Here is a 24,040-nt window from a genome sequence, read left to right as displayed (position 1 = left end):
CCGAGCAACTCACTGCGGCGCTGGAGGGAGTGCGCGTGAACGAGTTCGCCGACGTCATGCACCTGATCGCCGAGGAGCAGGCGCCGCGACTGTTCGCGATCGTGGAGGAGCACGGCGAGCAGGAGGACGGTCGGGTTGCGGGCTACGGCCTGGCCTACTCCGACCACGCCGACGTCAACTCGGTGGAAGGCGACTTCCATCTGGTCTCCCAGAGCCCGGAGCGTGCTCGGCAGATCTTCGAGCTTTCTGCTCGGTCGCGTGGGGTGCGGACGCACCTGGTGTGGCTGGCCGGAGCGCCGGAGCACACAGAAGAGGGCTGAACGGCCGCAGGCGGCCTCGCTGGTGACTCGACGGGCCGATCAGGTTCGGTCGAGCAGGGCGGTGGCGATGGCGGTCTGGACCGGGTTCAGGGCGGTTTCGCCGTCTTCCACGTCCCACAGCGAGTTCTGCAGCACCCGGCCCAGGGTCCACGCGGCGGCACGGTCGCGGTCGAGGGCGAGGACGTCCGTCAGCAGGTCGAAGCGGCGCAGTACGGCGCGCGGGACGTCACCCGTGGCGACGACGGCGTCCCAGCGGTTGTCCAGGGCGGGCAGCAGGTCGAAGCCCGGGTCGCCGGCCAGTGGCTCCGGGTCGATCGCCAGCCACGGTTCGCGGTCGCCCGCCAGCACGTTGTCGTAGTGCAGGTCCCAGTGCAGCAGCCGGTCGCCCGCGTCGTCCGCGACCTCGGCCACGGCGGACGCGCAGGTGCGCACCAGGTCGCGGTCGGCCTCCGAGCGCAGCGCGGGCACGGCGGACGGCGCCTGGTCGAGCAGGGCGGCGGCGATGTCGGTCAGCCGCCGCACGCCCGGCGGCGCGGGCACGGCGACCAGGCGGGCGAGCAGGTCGGCGAGGATCCGCAGGGCGACCACGTCGTCGGCCACCGAGGACAGCGGACGGCTCGCGTCCAGCCGTTCCAGCAGCATGGCGCCCGGTTCGTCGGCGAGCAGCCGGACCGCGCCGTCGCCGTCCCACGTGCGCAGGCCGATCGGCGCGGCGGCGTTGTCGTCGGTGACGGGCTGGAGCTTGAGCACGGCGGGTGTGCCGTCCGCGCGCACGACCGGCAGCACGAGCGACGCCATGCCGCTGGCGACCGGCCCGTCCGGGCGCAGTTCCCACCGGTTTAGGAAGGCGGCGGTCTGGTCGGGCAGCGCGGCCAGCCACGCCCGTCCCCACTCCGTGCGGTGGTACGACGCGGTCAGCGCCTCCGGGACGTTCACGGGCGCGGGGCGTACATGATCACGGCCACGCCGACCAGGCAGATCGCCGCGCCGACGTAGTCCCACCGGTCGGGCCGGAACTTGTCGACCACCACGCCCCAGGCCAGCGACCCGGCCACGAACACCCCGCCGTACGCGGCGAGGATGCGGCCGAAGTGCGCGTCGGGCTGCAACGTCGCCACGAACCCGTACAGGCCGAGTGCCGCCACGCCCGCGCCGATCCACAGCAGCCCGCGGTGCTCCCGCACGCCTTGCCAGACCAGCCACGCGCCGCCGATCTCGGCGAACGCGGCCAGCGCGAACAACAGCAGCGAGCGGACCACGGTCATGGTCGCGACGATAGCCGGCGACGCGCTCTTGACAACACCGGGCCCTGTTGTGAACAGTTGTTCATGAACAGGCGTTCATAACGAGGAGGCAGCACCGTGCCGAAGATCGTGAACACCCACCAGGCCGAGGCGTGGAACGGGTACGAGGGCGAGCACTGGGCCGAGAACCACGACCGCTACGACGCCGTGAACGCGGGCTTCAACGACATGCTGCTCGCCGCGGCCGACCTCTCGCCCGACGACCGGGTCCTCGACGTCGGCTGCGGCAACGGCCGGATCAGCTGGCTGATGGCGCCCCACGTCGCGCACGTGACCGGCATCGACCTGTCCGGCCCGATGCTGGCCCGCGCGCGGACGACCGCGATGGGCGTGCCCAACTTGACGTTCGAGCAGGGCGACGCGCAGGTGTTCCCGTTCCCGCCGCACGCGTTCGACGTGGCGGTCAGCCGGTTCGGGGTCATGTTCTTCGCCGACCCGGTCGCGGCGTTCGCCAACATCCGCGGCGCGCTGCGGCCCGGCGGCCGGCTGGCGTTCCTGTCGATGCGGGACCTCGGCGACCTGGCGGAGGTGTTCGCGGCGTTCGGCGGCTCGCCGGTGTCCACGTCCGCGGAGACGGGGCCGCTGTCGCTGTCCGACCCGGCCGTGATCGACCGGGTGCTGACCGGCGCGGGCTTCACCGACGTGACGGCCGAGGCGGTGGAGGCGGACCAGGTGTGGGGCCGCGACGTCGCCGACGCGACGGAGTTCCTCATGGGCTGGGGCCCGGTGCGGTTCGCCCTGCGCGACGCCTCTCCGTCCACTGTGGACGGCGTGCGCGATGCCGTCGCCGCGGCGCTCGCACCGCACGCCGGCGGTGACGCGGTGCGGCTGCGCGGCACCGCCCGGCTGGTCACGGCGAGGGCCTGACCGTGGCCAGGATCGTGATCCTCGGCGGGTACGGCGCGGTCGGCCGGGAGGCGGCGGCCGTGCTGTCCCGGTCGCACGACGTGGTGGTGGCCGGGCGCAACCCGCCGGCGACGGTGCCGGGCGCCACGACGTTGCGCGTGGACCTGCGTGACGACGTGGAGAGCGCGCTGGACGGCGCCTACGCCGTGCTGATGTGCGCCGAGGTGGACAACGCCCGGATCGCCCGAGCCTGCCTGGAACGCGGCGTGCACTACCTCGACGTGACGGCGTCGCACGACACCATCACCGAGATCCGGGCGCTGGAGGGTGACGCGACCGCGTTGCTCAGCGTCGGCCTCGCGCCCGGCGTCACGAACCTGCTCGCCCGGCACTGCGTGGAGCTGACCGGCGCCCGTGACGTCGGGATCGGCGTGCTGCTGGGCGGTGGGGAGCGGCACGGTGCGGCGGCGGTCGCGTGGACGCTCGACGGGCTCGCCGACCTGGGGCCGTCGTGGCGGGTGGAGTTCCCCGCGCCCTACGGCACGCGGACCGTGCACGGGTTCCCGTTCTCCGACCAGTTCACGTTGCCGGACACGCTCGACGTGGACCGGGTCCGCACGGGGCTGTGCCTGGACTCCCGGCTGATCACCGCGCTGCTGCCCGCCGCCGCGCGGTTCGCGCACCGGCTCGGGCCGCTGGCGAAGGCGCACGTCGGCTCGGACGGGTTCGCGGTGGCCGTGTCGGCGGGCGGGGTGACGGCCGCGTTCAGCGGGAGGCGGCAGAGCCGGGCCACCGGCGTGGTCGCGGCGCTGCTCGTCGACCGGCTGCCCACCCTGCCGCACGGCGTGTGGCACGTGGACGAGGTCGTCGACCCGGTGGGGTTCCTGGTCGAAGCCGCCGCCCACGGCTTCGACCTCCACCTACCGCCTACGATGCAGCACGATGGCACCGCGACGAGCAGCAGCACTGCGTGACGGCGACGTGAGCCTGCGCGACCACCTGATCGCCGCGGCCACGCGCCTCATCGCCGAACGCGGCACCGCCGGGCTCACCGTCCGCGACATCGCCCGCGCGGCCGACGTCGCGGTCGGCGTGCTCTACAACCACTTCGCGGACAAGGAGGAACTGCTCGCGCTGGCGCTGCACGAGCACGTCCGCGAGGTGGAGCGGCGCGTCGGCCGGCCGGACACCGGCGGCACCCTGGCGGAGAACCTGCACGCGTTCGTGACGCACGCGCTGGCCGTGCACGCGGCGTTCCTGCCCGCGTTCGCCGGCCTGGTGGGCCAACCGGAGGTGTTCGCCCGGTTCGACGCCCTGCCCAACCCGATGGCCGACGGGCGCGGCCTGCACACCGCCCTGGCCGACTACCTGCGCACCGAACGGGACCGCGGCGGGATCGCCCCGGGCACCGACCTCGACGCCGTCGCCACCCTCGTGGTCGGCGCCTGCCACGAGCTGGTCCTCCCCCGCGTCTACCGCGGCCTGGCGGAACCGGTGGACGTGCCGGCGGACCGCGTCGACGCGCTCGTCGCCACCGTGCTGAACGGCATCACTCCGCGCTAGTACCGACGTGGTCGTAGTCGTCGGGCAGCTGGACGCCTTGCCGCCACTGCAGGCACAGCGCCTCGGCCAGGCGGTGTTCGGCGGCACGGGTCGCGGGCAGGTGCAGGTGCAGGGCCGTCAGCAGGTCGAACCGCCCCAGGTCGAACGCCACGACGACAGCCTCGCCGTACGCGATCGCGGCCCGCACCGCGCCGACGTAGGCGAGCCAGCCGAGGCCGAGCGGGACGAGGGCGAGCAGGCACCACCAGCCGCTGCGGGCCAGCAGGCAGGCGGACGCGACCGCGGTGAGCACACCGGTCAGCGCGAGCCGGGCGGTGCTGTCGAGGCTGTCGCGCCGGGCGTCCACCACGGCCCGCACCTGCTCGGTGAGCACGGGGTACAGGCGGGGCCACGCGACGACGGCGTCCCAGCCGTAGTTCGCACCGGCCCGCTGTTCGGCGGCGGCCAGCACGTTGCCGAGCGTGGTCGCGCGCACGTTCTCCTCGACGGGGTAGCGCCGTTCGAGCTGCGTGCCCGCGAGGCCCGCGGCCAACACCTGTGCCGGGGTGGGTTCGGCGTCGTCGGGCAGCTCGGCGCGTCGGGCGAGCCTGCCGCGCCGCCACCGCTGCACCACCCGCAGCAGGCGGTCCAGCGGGGTGAGGAACCGCGGCCAGTACCCCTCCAGCAGCCGCACCACCGACAGCTGCAACGGCATGAACGCCACCGCGAGCAACGTCAGCCCGACCGCGAGCCCGATGGCTTCGCCCGCGCCGAGCCCGGCGGCGGTCTTCCAGGCGCGCGACCACGTGAGCGGACCGGGCGCGCCCGCCCAGACCAGCAGCAGCAGGAACACCGCCGCCGCCAGCGACGGCAGGTAGCTCACGACGACGAACCGGGGCGAGAACCCGTCGCCCGCCGGTTTGGCCAGTCCGGCGAGCGTCACCGCTCGGCCGCCATCGGACCGTGGCCGTTCGGGCACCCCGGCGCGCCGGCCAGGCCGACGTGCACGCGGTAGGCCGTCCTCTGGCACGTCCCGCAGGCGAAGCGCAGCACCGTGTACCGCGTCGACTCGCCGGGCAGGGTCGCGCCGTCGCCGTCGCCGAGCCCGCGGAGGGCCGAGCGGCCCAGCCGGTCCAGGTGCGCCCGGGTGGTCACCCCGACCTCGGTGTCGTCCACGCGCAGCAGGAGCGCCGGGACCGCGGCGTCCGCGGCGAAGACGGTCGCGGCGGCACGGGCGGCGTCCACCGGGTCCGTGCCGGGCGGCAGGTCGAGGCACGGCGCGTCCGCTCCGGTGGCGCCCGGGTCGACGAGGACCCGGTAGGGCCGAGGCTGACCGGTCATGGTCCCGGACGATACCGGGAGTAACGAGCCGACAGCGCCGTGCGACCCCAATCCAGGGAGGTCATGTGGACACGGGGCAACTGGTCGGGTCGCTGCGCCGACGGGTCGGCGCCTTCTTCGACCACGAGGACGCGGACGCCGTGCTGGCGCCCGAGGCCGTCGAGGAAGCCCTCGCGCTCGCGGACCTCGCCGACCCGGACGCCCTCGCCGCCGTGGCGTGGTTGTGCTGGTGCCGGTACCTCGCCGGCGACCTGGCCATCGACACCGTTTCCGCTTACCTGGACCGGTTCCTCCTGCTGCGGCCGCAGTACCCCGACGTGGTGCCGGACCACCTGGTCGCCGCGCTCGACCTGCTGGACGGTGTCGACACCGACGACGAGTTCGACCCGTTCTTCCTCTACAGCCTGGGCGACGCCTTCTCCGTCCGGTTCTACGCGGCCGAGGACCGGCTCGACCTCGATCGCGCGATCGCGGCGATGACGGCGACCGCCGCGCGGCTGCCGGCGGGCGAGGAGTTCCACGGCACCGTGCTGTGCCAACTCGGCGCGCTCCTGACCCGCCGGTTCGAGGTGGACGGCGACGGCAGCCCGGACGAGGCCGAAGCCGAACGGGTGCTCACCGCCGCCCTCGCCGCGGCGCGACGGGAGTGGCGTCACCGGCCGGTGGCGTTGATGAACCTGGTCCACCTGCGGGCCGTGCGGTACGAGGGGAACGCCGGTCCCGAGCCCGCCCGCCTGCTGATCGAGGCGATGTCGCGGACGTTGCGGGAACTGGACCCGGGCGACGGGATCCGGGCGCACACCGCCGAACTGGCCGCCGACCTCCTCCCCCGCCTGGGCGACCACGTGCGGCCGGAGGAGCCGGACACCATGATCGCCCTCTACCGCCTCGGGGTCGAAGCCTCCGAGCCGAGCCGCCCGGAGCACGTCCACGCGCTGAGCGAACTGGGCGCCGCGCTCCTCTTCCGCGGCGGCCACGGCGCCGCGACCACCGACTTCGACGAGGCGGTCGAGGTGTTGCGGCGCGCCGTGGCACTGACGGACGGGCCGCCGCTCGCGCTCGCGCGCACCAGGTTGTGCCTCGCCCACCACGGGCGGTTCGAACGGCTCGAAGACCCGCACGACGCGGCGGAGGGCATCGCGGCCGGGCGTGACGCCCTCGATCCGGCGCGGGGCGAGCAGGTGTTGACCGACTTCTGCGTGACGAACCTGGCGGGCTTGCTCCTCGCGACACATCGCGCCGGCATGGCGGGCGGGCTGGCGGAGGCCGTCGAGTTGCTGCTGACCACGGTGGACTCCGGCGACGTCGGCGTCCGCACCAGCGCGCGATTACTGCTCGGCAGCGCCTACCGGTGGGTGTTCGGCGAGACGGGCGACGCCGCGATCCTCGACGAGGCGATCCGCCGGCACCGGTCGGCGATCGAGACGCCCGGGTCGGACCGGTTCGTCGACGCCGAGCACCTCAACAGCCTCGCCGCCGCGCTCACCGAGCGTTCGCGGTGGTCCGGCGGCGACGAGGACCTCGACGAGGCGATCGAGCTGCACGCCGCGGCCGCAGCCCGGAGGCCGGCAGGTCATCCCGGGCGCTTCCTGTACCAGGCCAACCTCGTGCAGGCGCTCCTCGACCGCTACCACCGGCGCGGCGACCAGGAGTCCGCCGCGCGGGCGTCGGCCATCGCCCGGGAGATCGCGGGCGCCGAGCTGCCCGCGGGGATGGCGGCCACCCAGCTCGGAGCGGTCGGGAACGCGCTGGTCACCGCGTACGACTTCGGCGGCTCCCCGGACGACCTGGACGGGGCGGTCGCGGTGCTGCGCCGCGTCGTCGCGGCCACGTCCCGCCCGAGTCCGGCGACGCTGGACCAGTTCGGCCACGGGTTGATCCGCCGGTACCAGCGGACCGGCGCCGCGGCCGACGTGGTGGAGGCGGTCGAGGCCCACCGCGCCGCGCTGGCGGCGGTCGGACCGACGAGCTCGTACCGGGCCGAGTTCCTGACGAGCCTGTGCGACGCGTTGAGGCACCTGCACGACGTCACCGGCGAGCCCGAGCACTTGGACGAGGCCGTGCGCGTCGCCGTCGAGGCGATCGCGGCGCCCGTGCGGACCGTCACCAGTGGCTCGTCCTGGACGAGCCTCGCGGCGGCTTCCGTGAGTCGCTACCACGCGCGGCACGACCTGGCCGACCTCGACCGCGCCATCGAAGCCGAGCGCGAGGCGCTGGCGGTCGTCGGCCCGGGCAGCCCTCATCGGGTGCGGTACCTGTCGAACCTCGGCAGCTCGCTCGTCGACCGCTTCCGGGACATCCGTGAGGCACGGGACCTGGACGAGGCCGTCACGCTGCTGCGGGAGTGCGCCGCGCACACCGCGGCGGGCGACACCCGGCACGCGGCGCACCTCTACGACTTCGGCCTCGGGCTGGTCCGCCGCCACCGTGCCCGGCACGACCCGGCCGATCTCACCGAGGCCGTCGAAGCGCTGTCGGCGGCGGCGGCCTCGGGCACGTCGCCGGTGGCCGATCGGGTGCGGGCGGCGCGGTTGTGGGCCGTCGCTGTCGCCGGGCACGACGTCGCGTCGTCGCTGGCCGGCTACGAGCAGGCCGTGGCGTTGTTCCCGGTGCTCGCGTGGCACGGCCTGCACCGCCAGGACCAGGAACGGCAGCTGCTCGACCTGGTGGGTGTCGCCTCCGACGCCGCCGCGACCGCGTTGGCGGCCGGCCGTCCGGAACGTGCCGTCGAACTGCTGGAGCAAGGCAGATCCGTGCTCTGGTCGCAACTGCTGGACCTGCGCACGGATTTCCTCGCGCTGCGCAGCGCGCACCCGGACCTCGCGCGCCGGCTGGAGGAGCTGCGCGACGGCCTGGAAGAGCCCGCGCGGGACGAGGTCGATCCGATGCCCGGCGCGCTCGACCGCCGCATGGCGCTCGCCCGGCAGTGGGACGAGACCGTGGCCGAGGTCCGCGGGTTGCCGGGGCTGGCCGACTTCCTGCGGCCCCGGCCGTTCGCCGACCTGCTCGACGCCGCCGCCGACGGGCCGATCGTGATCGTCAACGTGAGCCGGCTGCGCTGCGACGCCCTCGTCGTGACCACCGGCGGGGTCGACGTCGTGCCGCTGCCCGACCTGACCGCGGACGACGCCGCCGCACGCGCCGACGAACTGGTCGCGGCGGCGCACGCCGCACACGACCTCGCCGGCGTCATCGCGCACAACTCCGTGCTGGGCGAGGTGCTGGCGTGGCTGTGGCAGGCGGTGGCCGAACCCGTGCTCGGTCACGTCGGCGCGGCGCGGCGGCTGTGGTGGTGCCCGACCGGCGCTCTGACCCGGCTGCCGCTGCACGCCGCGGGCATCCCGGGCACACCGGCGTCCGTGCCCGACCTGACGGTGTCGTCCTACACGCCGACCGTCCGGGCGCTGTCCCTGGCACGCGAGGGCGAACCGGCCGCGGGCGACGGCGTGCTCGTGGTCGCGGTCCCCGAGGCGGAGGGCGCCGTCCCGCTGGACGTCGAGCCGGAGGTCGCCGTGCTCACCGGGCTGTCACCGGGCCGGTGCACGGTGCGCCGCTCCGCCGACGCCGTCCGCGACCGGGTGCTCGCCGACCTGCCACGGCACGGCCACGTGCACTTCGCGTGCCACGGCGTCGCGGACGCCCGCCGCCCGTCGGCCTCGGGACTCCTGCTGCACGACGGGCTGCTGACCGTCGCCGACGTGTCCCGACTGCGGCTGGGCGCCGAACTGGCCTACCTGTCCGCGTGCGACACCGCGAGCGGCGGCGACCTGCCCGACGAGTCGCTGCACCTGGGCGCAGCGCTCAACCTGGCCGGGTACCGGCACGTCGTGGCGACCCTGTGGCCGATCCACGACGCCACCGCGGGCGAGGTCGCCCGGGTCTTCTACGGGCGCCTGGGCGCGTCCGCCGAACCGGACCGCGTCGCGTTCGCGTTGCACGAGGCCGTGCGGGACCTTCGTGCCCAGGGCTGGGACACGCTGCCCGCCACCTGGGTCCCGTACGTGCACGTGGGGCCGTGACGTGCCGGGCGCCCGCTCGCGGCTCCTCCGTCCGACCGCGTCGCGTTCGTCGACGCGGTCGGACGCCCCCCTTCGACACCCGCCGCAGGGTGCCGTTGACGGGCCGGCGGCCCCGCGTCCCCCCTCAGAGCGCCGAGCCTGCCGGTCCGTCGAGGTAGACGATGGCGAACGGGGGCGGTGCGGCGCGAGTGGCACGGGACGCTGGGACAGTGCGGATGCGTTGACCTGCAAGGACGTGGACCGGCGGGACGGCCTGTGGGACGCTGGGTGATCGAGGGGGCGGGGCATGGCGTTATCGGCGCACGTGGACGCGTTCGCACGCGCGCTCAGCGAGCTGAAGCGGCGCAGCGGGCGCAGCTACCGGACGCTGGGCGAGCGCACCGGGTTGAGCAGCTCCGGGCTGCACCGCTTCTGCCAGGGCCTCGCCGTGCCCGAGCACTTCGAGGTGGTGGCCAGGATCGCCCGGGCCTGCGGCGCGACCAAGGCCGAGCTGGTCGAGCTGCACCGGCTGTGGGCGATGGCGACGTCGGAGACCGCGGGCGCCCACGACGACCCGGTGGCGCGGCAACTGCCCGCGCCACCGGCCAGGTTCGCCGGGCGGGAGCGGGAGCTGGAGCACGTCACGGCCGCGCTCGCGGCCCAACCCGCCGCCGTGGTGATCTCGGCGATCAGCGGCGCGGGCGGCATCGGCAAGACGTGGTTGGCGCTGCACTGGGCGCACCGCAACCTGCACCTGTTCCCGGACGGTCAGCTGCACGTCGACCTGCGCGGCTTCGACCCGACCGGCTCGCCGGTGCCACCGGAGGCGGCCGTGCGCGGCTTCCTGGAGGCCATGGGCGTGGCGCCGGCCACCATCCCCACCGACCCGCAGGCGCAGGCGGGCCTGTACCGCAGCGTGATCGCCGGCAGGCGGATGCTCGTGGTGCTCGACAACGCCCGTGACACGGCGCAGGTCGTGCCGCTGCTGCCGGGCAGCCCGACGTGCACGGTGCTGATCACCAGCCGCCGCAGGCTGACCCGCCTGGTGACCGCGCACGGCGCCCGCCAGGTCGACCTGGACGTGCTGCCGCACCACGAGGCGCGCAACCTGCTCGCCCGGCACCTCGACGCGGACCGGCTGGCCGCCGACCCGCGCGCGGTGGACGACCTGATCGCGTTCTGCGCCGGCCTGCCGCTGGCGCTGGGCATCGTGGCGGCCCGCGCGACCAGCCACCCCGAGTTCTCGCTGGCCGCCCTGGCCGACGAGCTGCGCGACCACGCGGGCCGGTTGGACGCGCTCAACATCGACGACGCCGAGGCCAACCTGCGTGCCGTGTTCTCCTGGTCCTACCGGGCGTTGGCCGAGCGGACGGCCACCGCGTTCGGGCTGCTCGGCCTCGCGCCGGGACCGGACATCGGGTTGCCGGCCGCCGCCGCGCTGATCGGCACGTCCACCGCCGAGGCGCGGGTGCGGCTGCGCGACCTGGAGGCGGAGAGCCTGGTGCAGGAGCACACGCCGGGCCGGTACCGGATGCACGACCTGGTGCGGCTGTACGCGGCCGAGCGGGCGGCGGGCGACCTGGCCGAGCCGGTGCGCGACGAGGCGTTGACCCGGCTGCTCGACTTCTACCTGCACACCGCGTACACCGGGGACCGCGTGCTCGACCCGTACCGGCCGCCGATCCTGATCGGCCGCCCGGTCACCGGCGTGGCGCCGCACCCGCTGCCCGACCTGGTCCGCGCGGTGGCGTGGTTCGAGGTCGAGCACGCCAACCTGATGGAGGCGCAGCAGCTGGCCGCGCGGCACGGGTGGCACACGTCGACGTGGCGGCTCGGCTGGGTGATGCACACGTTCCACTACCGGCAGCGGCACCGCCGGGACAACCTCGCCACGTGGCGGACCGCCGTCGCCGCCGTCGAGCACCTGGACGACCCGGGCGACCAGGCCCGCGCGCACCGGCGGCTCGGCGTGGCGCTGCTGGACGTCGGCGAGCACCGCGACGGGCTGGCGAACCTCCACCGGGCGCTCGACCTGTTCCGCCGGGCGGGCGACGTGGCGGGCCAGGCACGCACGCACGAGGCGTTCGCCGCCGCGTGGGACCAGCAGGGCGACAGCGAACGCGCGCTGAAGCACGCCTACGAGGCGCTGGAGCTGTACCGGGGGCTGGACGACCGGACCCGCGAGGCGAACATGCTCAACTCCGTCGGCTGGTACCACGCGGTGCTCGGCGACCTGACCCGTGCGGCGGAGTACTGCACGGCGGCGTTGGAGCTGCACCGGCGGATCGGCTACGCCGACGGGGTGGCGTACACGTTGAGCAGCGTGGGCCACATCGCCCACCGCACCGGCGACCACGCGCGGGCGGTCGGGCACTTCCGCGAGGCGATCGCCGTGCTGCGCAGCCTGAACGACCGCGGCGAGGAGGCGAGCACGCTGGACCAGCTGGCGCAGGCGCACTCCGCGCTGGGGCAGCACGACGAGGCGCGGGAGGCCTGGTCGCAGGCGCTGGAGCTGTACCACTCGCAACACCGCACGGCCGAGGTCCTGGAAGTCCGCTCGCGACTGGCCGCCATCGACACCGTCGCCTGATCACCGGGGAGCAATCGTGGGTCTGCGGAAGTCACGCCGTCCGGAGCCGTTCGTGGAGGAGGCGCAGGCACGGCTCGCGTTCCTGCTCGGCGAGTACAACGCCATCCGCGCCGAGCTGGTGGCGGCGGTGTCGACGCAGCAGACCGTGATGACGTACGGGCTGGCCGCGATCGCGGTGATCTACTCGGGTCTGCTGGCGTCGTGGTCGAACGTGCCGGTGCGGACCGGGATCCTGGGCCTGTCGCCGGTGCTGCTGGTGTTCGTGTGGTTCGTCTGGTTCGGCGAGGTGCAGCGGCTGGGACGGGCGCGGTGGTTCCTGTGGGAGCTGGAGCGGAAGGTGAACGCGCTGCTGCGGCCCGCGCACGACGTGCCGGCCGGCTCCGCGCTGCCCGCGTCGGACGTGCTGCACTGGGAGAGCTGGGTGCGCGGCCGCAACGAGTGGCGGATGAACCTCCACTCCCGCCCCGCCTACCACCTCGCCACCGGCCTGTTGTGCGGCACGGGCCTGGGCACGACTGCGCTGTCGGTCGTGCTGAGCCTGGTGTCGCCGCCGTCGGTCGAGCTGCGCGTGCTGGTGTACGGCGGCGCGGCCGTGTTCCTGGTCCTGCTCTGGTACGCGTGGTTCTCGTTCCGCCGCAACCCGTTCCTCGGCAACGGGAAGCCGATCGGCGACTGAGCGCGCTCACCGGTTGAGGATCTTCGCCAGGGCCGAGCGCAGGTCCGGTGGCAGCTCGGCGGACTGGCCGGTGTCGAGCGCTTCGGCGATGCCCTCGCGGAACACCCGGCTGAACTCCACGTAGTGCGGGGTGATCGGGCGCAGGCGTGCGTCGTCCACGGCCGTGCGCAGCTCCTGGATGTCGTCCCGCCTGGCGTTGTCGTACGCGGACTGCCTGGTCGGCGCGAACCCGCCGATCTCCGAGAGGATCAGCTGGCTCGACGGGCTGGTCAGGAACTCGATCAACGCCCGCGCGGCCCGAGGCTTGTCCGTCGACGCCGAGACCGCGAGGTTCTGCCCGCCGAGCACGCTCGGCGACGGCGCCGCGGCGACCTCGAACTCGACCTCGCCGATCAGCCGGTCCCGGGCGACGGGCCAGTTGCGCATGTACAGGGTGCGCCCGTCGATGAACGTGCGGACCGCGTCGTCGTCGGTGGTCGACCGCGCTTCGCCGGTGAGCACGATCCCAGGGTCGTGGTACGCGGCGGCCAGGTTCCGGATGCCCGCCAGGTCGCCGGCACCGAACTCCACCGCGGTCCCGTCCTCGTTCAGCGCGACCTGCCCGTCCTTGCCGAACGCCTCGCCGCCCTCGGCCCACATGGCTTCCAACGCGGTGATGGTGAGGATCTCCTCGTCGTCCAGCTGCGCCGCGTTCGCCGCTTCGACGCCCGGCACAGCCGCCGCCGCTGCCGCCGCCGCCGGGGGCCCGTAGTAGTCCTTCCAGGTCTTCGGCCTGATCGCGCCGGCCACGTCGGTCCGGTAGTACAGCATCCCGGCGTCCGTGTTGAGCGGCAGCCCCCACAGCTTCTCGCGGTAGGCGCACGTGCCGAGCACCTTGGGCAGGAAATCACCCAGTTCGGCCGACGCGGACCGCTCGAACTCGCGGATGTACCCGAATTCGGCGAATTGGGCCATCCACACCACGTCGAGCACGTACACGTCGGCGAGACCGGGGCCGCCGGGTTTCGCGTCGTTGACCATCCGCGCGTTCTGCTGGTCGGGCTCGCCGGACGCGAAGTCGATGTGCACCGGGTTCTCCGGGTGCGTCTGGTTCCACTGCTTGATCAGGATCGTCCGCGGGTCGTCCGCGCTCTCGTTGAACGCCGTCATGATGACCAGCCGACCGGGCTCCAGGCCGACCTCCGGCGGTCGCAGGACCAGGCCGACCGCGACGATGGCGGCGACCACCAGCACGATCCCGGCCTGCTTCAGCGGTCGCTTCAGCCCTTCGACGACCTTGCCGATCACCGCGCGCAGCGGCAGGTCGGTCACGCCCTGCTGGCGCCACACCCGCAGGACCGCCGCCGGCAGGAAGTTGACGCAGATCCCGGAGAACAGCGCCAGCACGGCGACGAGCACCGCCCGTGCGACGGAACCGGCGGTCCACGGTTCGTCCACGTCCGCGACCAACAGCGTGCTCACCGTCGTTACGGCGAGGACGACGAGCAGCATGATCGTGATCAGCACGAGACGATAACGAGGACTCCAATGTCCCCCAGGCTCCGACATCCCCACCCCTTCGCATTACGCGATTGAGCCAAGTAATGCCGTTCCGACCGGGTGTGTCAATACGCCGATCAAGGACAATGGATATTCCCCGCTGCCGGGAAACCCCATTATTGCGGCCGGTCGCGCAGGGCGGTGCGGGTGCCGTGCGCGATCTCCAGGTCTTCGCGCGCGGTGACCACGAGGGTCCGGGCTCGCGCGGCCGGCCCGGTGATGTCGGTGTCGCCGTCGACGTGCTCGTTGCGCTCCGGGTCGATCGTGACGCCGAGGAAGCCCAACCGCTCGGCGGCACGGCGGCGCACCGTGGCCGACTTCTCGCCGACACCGCCGGTGAACGCGAGGACGTCCAGACCGCCCAGCGCGGCGGCCATCGCGGCGACGCCGCCGACCAGCCGGTGCGTGTAGACGTCCAGCGCCAGCACGGCGTCCGGGTCGCCGCGGGCCGCCGCCGCGTCGATCTCGCGCAGGTCGCCGGTGCCGGCCAGCGCGGTGAGACCGGACTCCTCCTCCAACGCGGTCGCGACCTCGTGCGGGGTCAACTCCTCGTGCTCCTCCAGCCACAGCACCAGACCGGGGTCGACCGTGCCCGACCTGGTCGCCATCACCAAGCCCTCCAACGGGGTGAAGCCCATGGTGGTGTCGACGCTGCGGCCGTCCGCGACGGCCGCCAGGGACGCGCCCGCGCCCAGGTGGCAGGTGACCAGCCGCAGGCCCGGCGACACGAGTTCGGCCACCCGGCGCGCGCAGTGGGCGTGGGACAGGCCGTGGAAGCCGTAGCGGCGGATCGCGTACCGGTCACGCCACTCCCGGGGCACGGCGTACGTGGCCGCCGCCGCGGGGATCGTGGTGTGGAACGCGGTGTCGAAGCACGCGACCGCCGGCACCTGCGGCAGCAGCCGGTGCACCGAGTCCAGGCCCGCCAACGACTTCGGCTGGTGCAGCGGCGCGAGCGAGGTCAGGTCGACCAGCGCCTGCCGCACCAGGTCGTCGAGCACGACGGGATCGGTGAACCTCGTGCCGCCGTGCACCACGCGGTGCCCGACGGCGTCCGGCGTCGGCCAGTCCTCCAGCACGTCCTCGAGCCGCGCCGGGTCCGGCTCGACGTCGGCGGTGCGCTCCACCTCGTCGTCGGCCGACAGCAGCCGCAGCTTCAGGCTGGACGAGCCCGCGTTGACCACCAGGACCCGCACGTCAGCCCCACGTCCAGCCGGCGATCGCCGGGTCGTCCTCGCCGTGCTCGCGGGTGTACTGGCGGGCGGCGAGCCGGGCGTCCGCCATGCGCTGCCGCAACGACGCCGCCGCGCCGCCCAGCGACGGCACCCGGTCGATCACGTCCATGACCAGGTGGAAGCGGTCGAGGTCGTTGAGCATCACCATGTCGAACGGCGTCGTCGTGGTGCCTTCCTCCTTGTAGCCGCGCACGTGCAGGTCGGCGTGGTTCGTGCGGCGGTAGGTGAGGCGGTGGATCAGCCACGGGTAGCCGTGGAACGCGAAGATCACCGGCTTGTCCTCGGTGAACAACGCGTCGAAGTCGCGGTCCGGCAGGCCGTGCGGGTGCTCGGTGTCCGGTTGCAGCCGCATGAGGTCCACCACGTTGACCACGCGCACCTTCAGGTCGGGCAGGTGCTCGCGCAGCAGCTTCGCGGCGGCCAGCGTCTCCAGCGTCGGGATGTCGCCCGCGCACGCCAGCACCACGTCCGGCTCGCCCTCGGTGGTGCCCGCCCAGTCCCAGATGCCCAGGCCGCGCGTGCAGTGCGCGACCGCGGCGGGCATGTCCAGGTACGTCAGCGCCGGTTGCTTGCCCGCCACGATCACGTTCACGTAGTGCCTGCTGCGCAGGCAGTGGTCCGCCACCGACAGCAGCGTGTTCGTGTCCGGCGGCAGGTAGACGCGGACGATCTCGGCCTTCTTGTTCACCACGTGGTCGAGGAAGCCGGGGTCCTGGTGGCTGAACCCGTTGTGGTCCTGCCGCCAGACGTGCGACGACAGCAGGTAGTTCAACGACGCCAGCGGGGCGCGCCACGGGATCGTCCGCGTCGTCTTGAGCCACTTGGCGTGCTGGTTGAGCATCGAGTCGACGATGTGGATGAACGCCTCGTAGCTGGTGAACAGGCCGTGCCTGCCGGTGAGCAGGTAGCCCTCCAGCCAGCCCTGGCACAGGTGCTCCGACAGCACCTCCAGCACCCGGCCGTCCGGCGCGAGGTGGTCGTCGCCGGGCACGGTGTCGGCGCCCCACTTGCGGCCCGTCACGTCGAACAGCTCCGACAGCCGGTTGGACGCCACCTCGTCCGGGCCCAGGACGAGGAAGTTGTCCGGGTTGCGGCGCACCACGTCGCGCAGGAACGCGCCGAGCACCTTCGTGGCCTCGCTGCTCTCGGCGGCGGGCCGTTCGACGGTGACCGCGTGGTCGCGGAAGTCGGGCATCCGCAGGTCCCGCAGCAACCGGCCGCCGTTGGTGTGCGGGTTGGCGCTCATCCGCCGGTCGCCGGTGGGCGCGAGGGCGCGCAGCTCGGGCACGAGCCTGCCGTCGTCGTCGAACAGCTCCTCGGGCCGGTAGCCGCGCAGCCACTCCTCCAGCTGCGCGCGGTGCCCGGCGTCGGTGCGGGTGGCGGCGAGCGGGACCTGGTGGGCGTGGAACGTGCCCTCGACCTGCTTCCCGTCCACCTCGCGCGGGCCGGTCCAGCCCTTCGGGGTGCGCAGCACGATCATCGGCCACGGCGGGCGCTGCCTGGACCCCTTCATCTCGGCGATGTCGTCCAGCACCGTGTCCAATGTGGACGCGAGCTGTTCGTGCACGGCCTTGGGCTCGTCGCCGACGACGAAGTGCGGCGTGTGGCCGTAGCCGCGCAGCAACGAGGCCAGCTCGTCGTCCGGGATGCGCGCCAGCACCGTCGGGTTGGCGATCTTGTAGCCGTTGAGGTGCAGCACCGGCAGCACGACGCCGTCCCGGGCGGGGTCGAGGAACTTGTTCGAGTGCCAACTGGCGGCCAGCGGCCCGGTCTCCGCCTCGCCGTCGCCCACCACGCACAGCGCCAGGAGGTCGGGGTTGTCGAACACCGCCCCGTACGCGTGCAGGAGGGCGTAGCCCAGTTCGCCGCCCTCGTGGATCGAGCCGGGGGTCTCCGGCGCGACGTGGCTCGGGATGCCGCCGGGGAAGGAGAACTGGCGGAACAGCGCCCGCAGACCGGCCACGTCCTCCCCGATGCCCGAGTAGACCTCGCTGTAGGTGCCTTCCAGGTAGGCGTTGGCGACGAGGCCGGGCCCGCCGTGGCCGGGACCGGTGACGTAGAGGGCGTTCAGGTCGCGTTGCCGGATCGCGCGGTTCATGTGCGCGTAGAGGAGGTTGAGGCCGGGTGTCGTGCCCCAGTGGCCGAGCAGCCGCGGCTTGACGTGCTCGGGGCGCAGCGGCTCACGCAGGAGGGGGTTGTCGAGCAGGTAGATCTGCCCGACGGACAGGTAGTTCGCCGCGCGCCAGTAGGCGTCCAGCAGGTCCAGGTCGTCCGCGGTGTGCTCGGTCGACGGCATGGTCCCGACGCTAGCTCTGATCACGGGGGTCCGAAACTCGAACGTCCTTGCCCGGACGGGTGTGGAGGGCTGCGGGATGCGGGTGGGCGGGTGAGGATGCGGTGGTCGGGAGGGGAGGTCGGGATGTCCGGGGTCGCCGACGTGCGGCAGGCGGGGTTGACCTCGGCGGAGGTCGCGGAGCGGGTCGCGGACGGGCGGACCAGCGCCGTCCGGTCCCGCACGAGCCGCGGCGCCGGGCAGATCGTCCGGGCGAACGTCATCACGCCGTTCAACGGGCTGCTGACCGCGTTGTTCCTGGTCATCCTGGCCACCGGCCGGTGGCAGAACGGCCTGTTCGGCCTGGTCGTGGTGGCCAACACGGCGATCGGCGTGATCCAGGAGCTGCGGGCCAAGCGCACCCTCGACCGGCTCGCCGTGCTCAACGCGCCACACGCCCGGGTGACGCGCGACGGTGTGACGTCCGAGATCGCGATCGAGGAAGTGGTCACCGACGACCTGATCGACCTCCGCACCGGTGACCAGGTCGTGGCGGACGGCGTGGTCACCGCGGCCGACGGCCTGGAGGTGGACGAGTCGCTGCTGACGGGCGAGTCCGACCCGGTGCCCAAGGCCGTCGGCGACGACGTGCGGTCCGGGTCCGCCGTGGTGGCGGGATCCGGGCGGTTCCAGGCCACGGCGGTCGGCGCGGACGCCTACGCGACCCGGCTCACCGAGGACGCGCGCCGGTTCACCGTGGTCCGGTCCGAGCTGGTCGCGGGCACGAACAAGCTGCTGCGGTGGATCTCGCTGATGATGCTGGCAGTCGGCCCGCTGCTGCTCTGGAGCCAGCTCCGCAGCCCCGACACCGACGACTGGCAGGAGGCGATGACCGGTGCGGTCGCGGCGCTGGTCGGCATGGTCCCCGAAGGGCTGGTGCTGCTCACCAGCCTGGCGTTCATGGTCGCCGCGGTGGCCCTGGCGCGGAAGCGGACGCTGGTGCAGGAGCTGCCCGCGGTGGAGGTGCTGGCCCGGGTCGACGTCGTCTGCCTGGACAAGACGGGCACGCTCACGCACGGCGACATCGTCTTCGACGAGCTGATCGCGGACGGTCCGCGGGACGACGTCCGGGCAGCGCTGGCGCTGCTGGCGACCGCGCCCGACGCGAACGCCACCTCCGCCGCGCTGGCCGGTGAGTTCGCCTCCACCACCTGGCGGCGCACCGGCGGCGTGCCGTTCTCGTCGGCCCGCAAGTGGTCCTCTGTGGACACCGACGGGCACGGCACGTGGGTGCTCGGCGCGCCGGAGATGGTGCTCCCGCCCGGAGACCCGCTGGCCGGACGTGCCGCCGACATCGCCGCGCGGGGCAGACGCGTGCTGGTCCTCGCCTCGGCCCGCTCCCCCGCTCGGGGCACGGCGCTGCCCGCCGACCTCGACGGACGCGCTCTCGTCGTGCTCGCCGAACGCGTCCGCGACGACGCCGCCGACACCGTGCGGTACTTCGCCGAGGAGGGCGTCACGCTGCGGGTGATCTCCGGCGACAACCCGCGCACGGTCGGCGCGGTCGCGGTGTCGGTCGGCGTGCCCGGCATCTCGACCGCGGCCGAGGCGGTGGACGCGCGCACGTTGCCCGACGACCCGGACGCGCTCGCCGACGTGCTGGAGACGTCCGCCGTGTACGGGAGGGTCACGCCGCAGCAGAAGCGGGCCATGGTGCGCGCGCTGCAACGGCGCGGGCACGTGGTGGCGATGACCGGTGACGGCGTGAACGACGCGATGGCGTTGAAGGACGCCGACATCGGCGTGGCGATGGGCAACGGCGCCGCCGCGACCAGGGCGGTGGCGCAGCTCGTGCTGCTGGACAGCCGGTTCGCGCACCTGCCGGACGTCGTCGCGGAGGGTCGGCGGGTGATCGCCAACATCGAGCGCGCGGCGAACCTGTTCCTGGTGAAGAACGTGTACTCGCTGGTGCTGGCGCTGGTCGTGCTGGCGAGCGGGATCGCCTACCCGTTGGCGCCGATCCAGCTGACCATGATCTCGACGCTGACGATCGGCATCCCGGGTTTCGTGCTGGCCCTGGGCCCGAACCGACGTCGTTACGTGCCGGGTTTCCTGGGGCGCGTGCTGCGGCTGGCCGTGCCGACCGGTGTGGTGATCGGGCTGGCCGCGTTCGGCGGCGACCTGGCGATCCGCTCGCTCGACCCGGGCGGTGGGCGGGCCGCCGGTCAGACGGTGGCGACGGTCGTGGTGCTGGTGGCGTCGTTGTGGACGTTGTCGCTGCTCGCGCGGCCGTTGACGGGGTGGAAGGTCGCGCTGCTGGCGGGTCTGACGGCGTCGGCGGCGGTGATCCTGGCCGTGCCGGTGCTCGCGGCGGACGTGTTCCTGCTGGCCGTGACGCCGCAGCGGGTGCTGGTAGGGCTGGCCGTGGGTGCGGTGGCTGCGGGTCTGGTGGAGGTCGTGGGCCGGGGCTTGATCAACCGGCGAGTCGCGCCCTGACCTGGTCGGCCTCCGCGCTGCCGAAACTGTCGTAGATCGCCAACGACTGCTCCCAGGCCGCCCGCGCGCCGGGTTCGTCACCGGTCAGGCGCAGCAGCTTGGCGAGGCAGTCCAGCCCCTGCGCCTCGCCGAAGAGGTTGCCGACCTCGCGATGGGCCTCGACGGAGTGCCGGTAGTGCTCCATCGCCGTGTCGATCCGCCCCAGGGTCGAGTAGGTCGCCGCCAGGCTGTGGTGGGCGAACCCCTCACCGTGCCGGTCGCCGATGCCCCGGCGAAGGTCGAGCGAGCGGTGCAGGTGGTCGAGCGACTCGTCCAACCGCCCCAGGTCCCGGTAGACCGCGCCGAGCCGGTTGAGGGTGATCGCCTCGCCGCGACGGTCCCGGGTGGACTGGCGGATGGTCAGCGAGCGGTGCAGGCAGTCGAGGGCCTCGTCGAACCTCGAGAGGCGGCGGTAGACGTGGGACAGGCTCGCCAGCGTGCCGCCCAGCAGCCGGTCGTTCCCGATCTCCTCGCTGATCGCCAACGCCTCCTGGTAGTGGTCGATCGCCCGGTCATACTGGCCGGTGTCGTGCAGTGCGACGCCGAGGCTGCCCAGGATGTACGCCTCGGCGTCCCGGTCTCCGATCACGCGCGCGCTGGTGAGGCCGATCCCGAACACGGCCATCCAGTCGGCCCAATGCTTGCGCAGGTCGAAGAAGCTCCACAGCGCGGGCGGAAACCAACGCGCGATGTCGTGGTGTCCGCTGTCGGCGGCCGACCGGACGGCGCTGACCAGGTTGACCCGCTCGGTCTCGCACCACCGCATCGCGGCGACCCGATCGGCGAACTCCAGCGGCACGCTCTCAGCGGGCAACGGGGTGCGCTGGTACAGCGGCAGCAGGACCCGGTCGGCGGCGTCGGCGGTGTGCAGGTACCACGCGAGCACCCGGCGGATCGCGGCTGCGCAGTCGTCCGGGGAGACCTCGGCCCTGGCGCGTTCCACCGCGTAGGCGCGCAGCAGGTCGTGCAGGCGGTAGCGGTCGCGGGCGGTCGGCTCGACCAGGTGCGCCGAGACCAGGCAGTCGACCACGCGGCGGGCGCTCGCGGGCGGCACGTCCAGCAGCACGGCCACCGCGTCCAGCGACGCTTCCGACGTCGTGTGCAGGCCGAACGCGCGGAACGCGGCGGCGGCGTCGGCCGGCAGCGCCCGGTACGACCAGGACAGCACCGCGCGCACCGCGGCGGTCGGGTCGGTGTCGGACGACAGCAGGTCGAGGCGGTCCTGTTCGGCGGCGAGGTCGGCGGTCAGGTCGGCCAACGTGGTGAACGGCGTGTCGGCGCAGCGCTCGGCGGCGACCCGCAGCGCCAGCGGCAGGCGGGCGCACTGGTCGGCCAGGCGGGCGGCGGCGGCCGGGTCGGCGTCGACGCGGTCCACGCCCGCGGTGGCCCGCAGCAGGCTGACCGCCTCGTCCGGTGGCAGCACGTCCAGGCCGAGCCGCCCGACGCCGTCGCGCGACACCAGCCCCGGCAACCGGTTGCGGCTGGTCACGAGCACGGTGACGGTGTCGGACGCGGCGAGCAGCGGGCGGGCCTGGTCGGCGTCGGAGACGTTGTCGACCAGCACCAGCAGCCGGCGGCCGTCGGTCACCGACCGGTACAGCGCGGCCTTGTCCCCCGTGTCGACGGGCACGAGTTCGGGGTCGACGTCCAGCGCGTGCAGGAAGCCCTCCAGCGCCTGGCCGGCGTCGACCGGACCGCGCGGCGAGTAGCCGCGCATGTCCACGTAGAGCTGCCCGTCCGGGAACCGGTCGCGGCACCGGTGCGCCCAGCGGACCGCCAGGGCGGTCTTGCCGACGCCCGCCGTGCCGGTGATCAGGGTGGGCGTGCCGGCGCGGGCGTCCAGCCGGCTCAGCTCGTCCTCGCGGCCGGTGAACCGCGAGGTGTCCGGTGGGAGCTGCCTGGGAACCGGGCGTACGAACCGGTGCTGCTGGTGGACGTGCACGCCACCGTGGACGGTGCCCGTCTGCACCGCCGATCCACCTACGTCGCCCGAGATCACGTTCGGGTTCGGGGGGTCCACCCGTTCATCCACCCCCGCGCGCCGCTCCCGCGCACCGTAGTTCGGCGGAGAAGGGGCGTCACGCGCCGACCGTGCCGTCGATGCCTTCGCGCAGGAGGTCGGCGTGGCCGTTGTGCCGGGCGTACTCGTGGATCACGTGGAGCATGACCAGGCGCAGCGACACGTCCTCGCCCCACCGCTCGTGGTGGCCGGTGACGTCGAGCGACTCGGCCTCGCGCTCGACGCGGCGGGCGTGCTCGACCTCGGCCTGCCACGCCTCGAACGCCTCGGACCTGGTCGCGGCGGACGCGTCGTAGGCGACCTGGAAGTCACCGTCGGGCGACCACACCAGCGGGACGTCCTCGTGGTCGATCACCCGGCGGAACCAGGTGCGCTCGACCTCGGCCATGTGCCGGACCAGGCCGAGCAGGCTGAGCGTGGACGGCGGCATGGAGCGGCGGCGCAGCTCCTCGGTGGACAGTCCGTCGCACTTCATGGCCAGGGTGGCCCGGTGGTAGTCGAGGAACGCGCGCAGCGTCTCGCGTTCGCCGGCGCGCAGGGGTGGGCCGATGCGTTCGGTGGTCATGGGCCCATCGTCTCCGGCCGCTAGGGTCGGGCGCCATGGACCCGTTGGTGCCCCGGTACGGAGGCGGATCGCTGGCCGACGTCGTGCCGTCGTTGCTCGCCGGGCTCGGTGTGCCCGGGATGGTGGACGTGCTCGGCATCTCCGGCGCGTCGCGGGTGTGCGTGCTGCTCGTGGACGGTCTCGGGTGGCGGTTGTTGCGGGAGCACGAGGCGGACGCGCCGTTCCTGGCGTCGTTGGCGGGGCCGCCGATCACGGCCGGGTTCCCGTCGACCACGGCGACCAGCCTGGCCGCGCTGGGCACCGGGTTGCCGACCGGTGAGCACGGGTTGGTCGGGTACTCGTTCGCCGACGGCGGCGAGATGCTGAACGCGTTGCGGTGGTCGCGGTACGGGGCGGCTTCGCACGTCGACTTGCGGGACGTGCTCGTGCCCGAGGAGGTGCAGCCGCGGCGGACGGCGTTCGAGGTGGCGGCCGACGCCGGGGTGGCGGTGCGGCTCGTACTGCCGCGCGACCAGAAGGGGAGCGGGCTGTCGCGGGCCGTGCTGCGGGGTGGGCGGTTCCAGGGCGTGCTCGGGTTCGGCGACGTGGTGACGAGGGTGGCGGCGGCGATGCGGTCGGGCGACCGGGTGCTCTGCTACGCGTACCACGCCGACCTGGACGCGCTCGGGCACGTGTACGGGCCGGGCAGCGAGGCGTGGCGGTGGCAGTTGCGGTTCGTCGACCGGTTGGCCGCCGCGGTCGCCGACGGGCTGCCCGCCGGTGGGTCGTTGGTCGTGACGGCCGACCACGGGATGGTGGCGGCGGACGACCGGGTGGACTTCGACACCGATGACGTGCTGCGGGAGGGTGTGCGGGCGCTCGGTGGCGAGGCTCGGGTGCGGCACGTGTACACGGCGGAGGCGGAGGCCGTGCGGGTCAGGTGGGCGGAGCGGTTGGGCGAGCGGGCGTGGATCGCGTCACGTGCGGAGGCCGTGGCGGCGGGGTGGTTCGGGCCTCGGGTGGATGACCACGTGACGCCGCGGATCGGCGACCTGGTCGTGGCGGCGAAGGGGTCGCTGGCGGTGGTGCGTTCGACGGTGGAGCCGGGACTCACTACCTTTGTCGGGCACCACGGCTCGTTGACGGAGGAGGAGCAGCACATCCCGGTCCTGCACACGATCGGGTGATCATGGCCCGAAAATGTACGGAAACACTGTTCTCGTACATCGGTTGGATTGACCGAGCGCCGACCAGCCCCGCCCCGTCACCACAGCGACC

General features: G+C 73.6%; 18 protein-coding genes. 9 read left to right on the top strand and 9 right to left on the bottom strand.

Annotated elements, in window-relative coordinates:
- Positions 1-35 precede the first annotated feature (35 nt).
- Positions 36-320 carry a hypothetical protein gene (locus tag ADK67_RS29025; protein ID WP_231648402.1) on the top strand — a complete coding sequence of 95 codons (285 nt, stop codon included), beginning with the start codon at positions 36-38 and terminating at the stop codon, positions 318-320.
- A gap of 39 nt (positions 321-359) precedes the next feature.
- Here ADK67_RS29025 and ADK67_RS29020 read toward each other — a convergent pair whose 3' ends face one another.
- Complete coding sequence (locus ADK67_RS29020) at positions 360-1,256, bottom strand: aminoglycoside phosphotransferase family protein (RefSeq protein ID WP_053719712.1); 897 nt, start codon at positions 1,254-1,256, stop codon at positions 360-362.
- A complete protein-coding gene (locus tag ADK67_RS29015; protein WP_053719711.1) occupies positions 1,253-1,585 on the bottom strand; it encodes a YnfA family protein in 333 nt (110 codons plus the stop codon). Before ADK67_RS29015 ends, ADK67_RS29020 begins: the two co-directional genes overlap by 4 nt.
- 96 nt (positions 1,586-1,681) lie before the next feature.
- Between ADK67_RS29015 and ADK67_RS29010 the strand changes: the two genes are divergently transcribed.
- From ADK67_RS29010 to ADK67_RS29000, 3 genes are read left to right on the top strand one after another with little or no spacing between them, the layout of a single operon-like run.
- On the top strand, positions 1,682-2,491 hold the full coding sequence (locus ADK67_RS29010) for a class I SAM-dependent methyltransferase (protein WP_053719710.1): 810 nt from the start codon (positions 1,682-1,684) through the stop codon (positions 2,489-2,491).
- Between the two features lie 2 nt (positions 2,492-2,493).
- A complete protein-coding gene (locus ADK67_RS29005; RefSeq protein ID WP_053719709.1) occupies positions 2,494-3,444 on the top strand; it encodes a saccharopine dehydrogenase NADP-binding domain-containing protein in 951 nt (316 codons plus the stop codon).
- The gene (locus ADK67_RS29000) at positions 3,413-4,033 is read left to right on the top strand and encodes a TetR/AcrR family transcriptional regulator (protein WP_053719708.1); all 621 of its coding nucleotides are present in this window, start codon (positions 3,413-3,415) and stop codon (positions 4,031-4,033) included. The genes ADK67_RS29005 and ADK67_RS29000 overlap by 32 nt, the downstream gene beginning before the upstream one ends.
- On the opposite strand, the gene ADK67_RS28995 is transcribed toward ADK67_RS29000, so the two are convergent.
- Positions 4,020-4,955 carry a hypothetical protein gene (locus tag ADK67_RS28995; RefSeq protein WP_053719707.1) on the bottom strand — a complete coding sequence of 312 codons (936 nt, stop codon included), beginning with the start codon at positions 4,953-4,955 and terminating at the stop codon, positions 4,020-4,022. The genes ADK67_RS29000 and ADK67_RS28995 overlap by 14 nt on opposite strands.
- Positions 4,952-5,353 carry a hypothetical protein gene (locus ADK67_RS28990; protein WP_053719706.1) on the bottom strand — a complete coding sequence of 134 codons (402 nt, stop codon included), beginning with the start codon at positions 5,351-5,353 and terminating at the stop codon, positions 4,952-4,954. Before ADK67_RS28990 ends, ADK67_RS28995 begins: the two co-directional genes overlap by 4 nt.
- Positions 5,354-5,418: 65 nt before the next feature.
- Here ADK67_RS28990 and ADK67_RS28985 point away from each other — a divergent pair, with 65 nt between their 5' ends.
- The 3 genes from ADK67_RS28985 to ADK67_RS28975 all read left to right on the top strand — a co-directional run bounded on the left by ADK67_RS28985 (position 5,419) and on the right by ADK67_RS28975 (position 12,617).
- On the top strand, positions 5,419-9,372 hold the full coding sequence (locus ADK67_RS28985) for a CHAT domain-containing protein (RefSeq protein ID WP_053719705.1): 3,954 nt from the start codon (positions 5,419-5,421) through the stop codon (positions 9,370-9,372).
- Positions 9,373-9,658: 286 nt separating this feature from the next.
- A complete protein-coding gene (locus ADK67_RS28980) occupies positions 9,659-11,941 on the top strand; it encodes an ATP-binding protein (RefSeq protein ID WP_082403965.1) in 2,283 nt (760 codons plus the stop codon).
- A 16-nt stretch (positions 11,942-11,957) separates the two neighbouring features.
- Positions 11,958-12,617 carry a hypothetical protein gene (locus ADK67_RS28975; RefSeq protein ID WP_053719703.1) on the top strand — a complete coding sequence of 220 codons (660 nt, stop codon included), beginning with the start codon at positions 11,958-11,960 and terminating at the stop codon, positions 12,615-12,617.
- Between the two features lie 6 nt (positions 12,618-12,623).
- Here the strand turns inward: ADK67_RS28975 and ADK67_RS28970 are convergent, their stop codons facing one another.
- The 3 genes from ADK67_RS28970 to ADK67_RS28960 form a co-directional block, all read right to left on the bottom strand.
- On the bottom strand, positions 12,624-14,123 hold the full coding sequence (locus ADK67_RS28970) for an extracellular solute-binding protein (RefSeq protein WP_053719702.1): 1,500 nt from the start codon (positions 14,121-14,123) through the stop codon (positions 12,624-12,626).
- A 149-nt stretch (positions 14,124-14,272) separates the two neighbouring features.
- Entirely contained in the window at positions 14,273-15,352 is a 1,080-nt protein-coding gene (locus ADK67_RS28965) for an acetate/propionate family kinase (RefSeq protein ID WP_053719701.1), read from the bottom strand.
- Position 15,353: 1 nt separating this feature from the next.
- The gene (locus ADK67_RS28960; protein ID WP_053719700.1) at positions 15,354-17,687 is read right to left on the bottom strand and encodes a phosphoketolase family protein; all 2,334 of its coding nucleotides are present in this window, start codon (positions 17,685-17,687) and stop codon (positions 15,354-15,356) included.
- 123 nt (positions 17,688-17,810) lie between these two features.
- On the opposite strand from ADK67_RS28960, the gene ADK67_RS28955 reads away from it, so the two are divergent.
- Entirely contained in the window at positions 17,811-20,159 is a 2,349-nt protein-coding gene (locus ADK67_RS28955; RefSeq protein ID WP_053719699.1) for an HAD-IC family P-type ATPase, read from the top strand.
- On the opposite strand, the gene ADK67_RS28950 is transcribed toward ADK67_RS28955, so the two are convergent.
- Positions 20,137-22,167, bottom strand: coding sequence for a tetratricopeptide repeat protein (locus ADK67_RS28950; RefSeq protein WP_197289665.1), 2,031 nt, complete (start codon positions 22,165-22,167; stop codon positions 20,137-20,139). The two genes, ADK67_RS28955 and ADK67_RS28950, sit on opposite strands and share 23 nt — an antisense overlap.
- 109 nt (positions 22,168-22,276) lie before the next feature.
- A complete protein-coding gene (locus tag ADK67_RS28945) occupies positions 22,277-22,783 on the bottom strand; it encodes a DinB family protein (RefSeq protein ID WP_053719697.1) in 507 nt (168 codons plus the stop codon).
- 35 nt (positions 22,784-22,818) lie between these two features.
- On the opposite strand from ADK67_RS28945, the gene ADK67_RS28940 reads away from it, so the two are divergent.
- The gene (locus ADK67_RS28940; protein ID WP_053719696.1) at positions 22,819-23,949 is read left to right on the top strand and encodes an alkaline phosphatase family protein; all 1,131 of its coding nucleotides are present in this window, start codon (positions 22,819-22,821) and stop codon (positions 23,947-23,949) included.
- Positions 23,950-24,040: the final 91 nt, after the last annotated feature.

Source organism: Saccharothrix sp. NRRL B-16348 (genome assembly GCF_001280085.1).
Taxonomy (GTDB): domain Bacteria; phylum Actinomycetota; class Actinomycetes; order Mycobacteriales; family Pseudonocardiaceae; genus Actinosynnema.
Note: the sequence above shows the minus strand (reverse complement) of the source record. Positions and strands in the feature narration are given on the sequence as shown.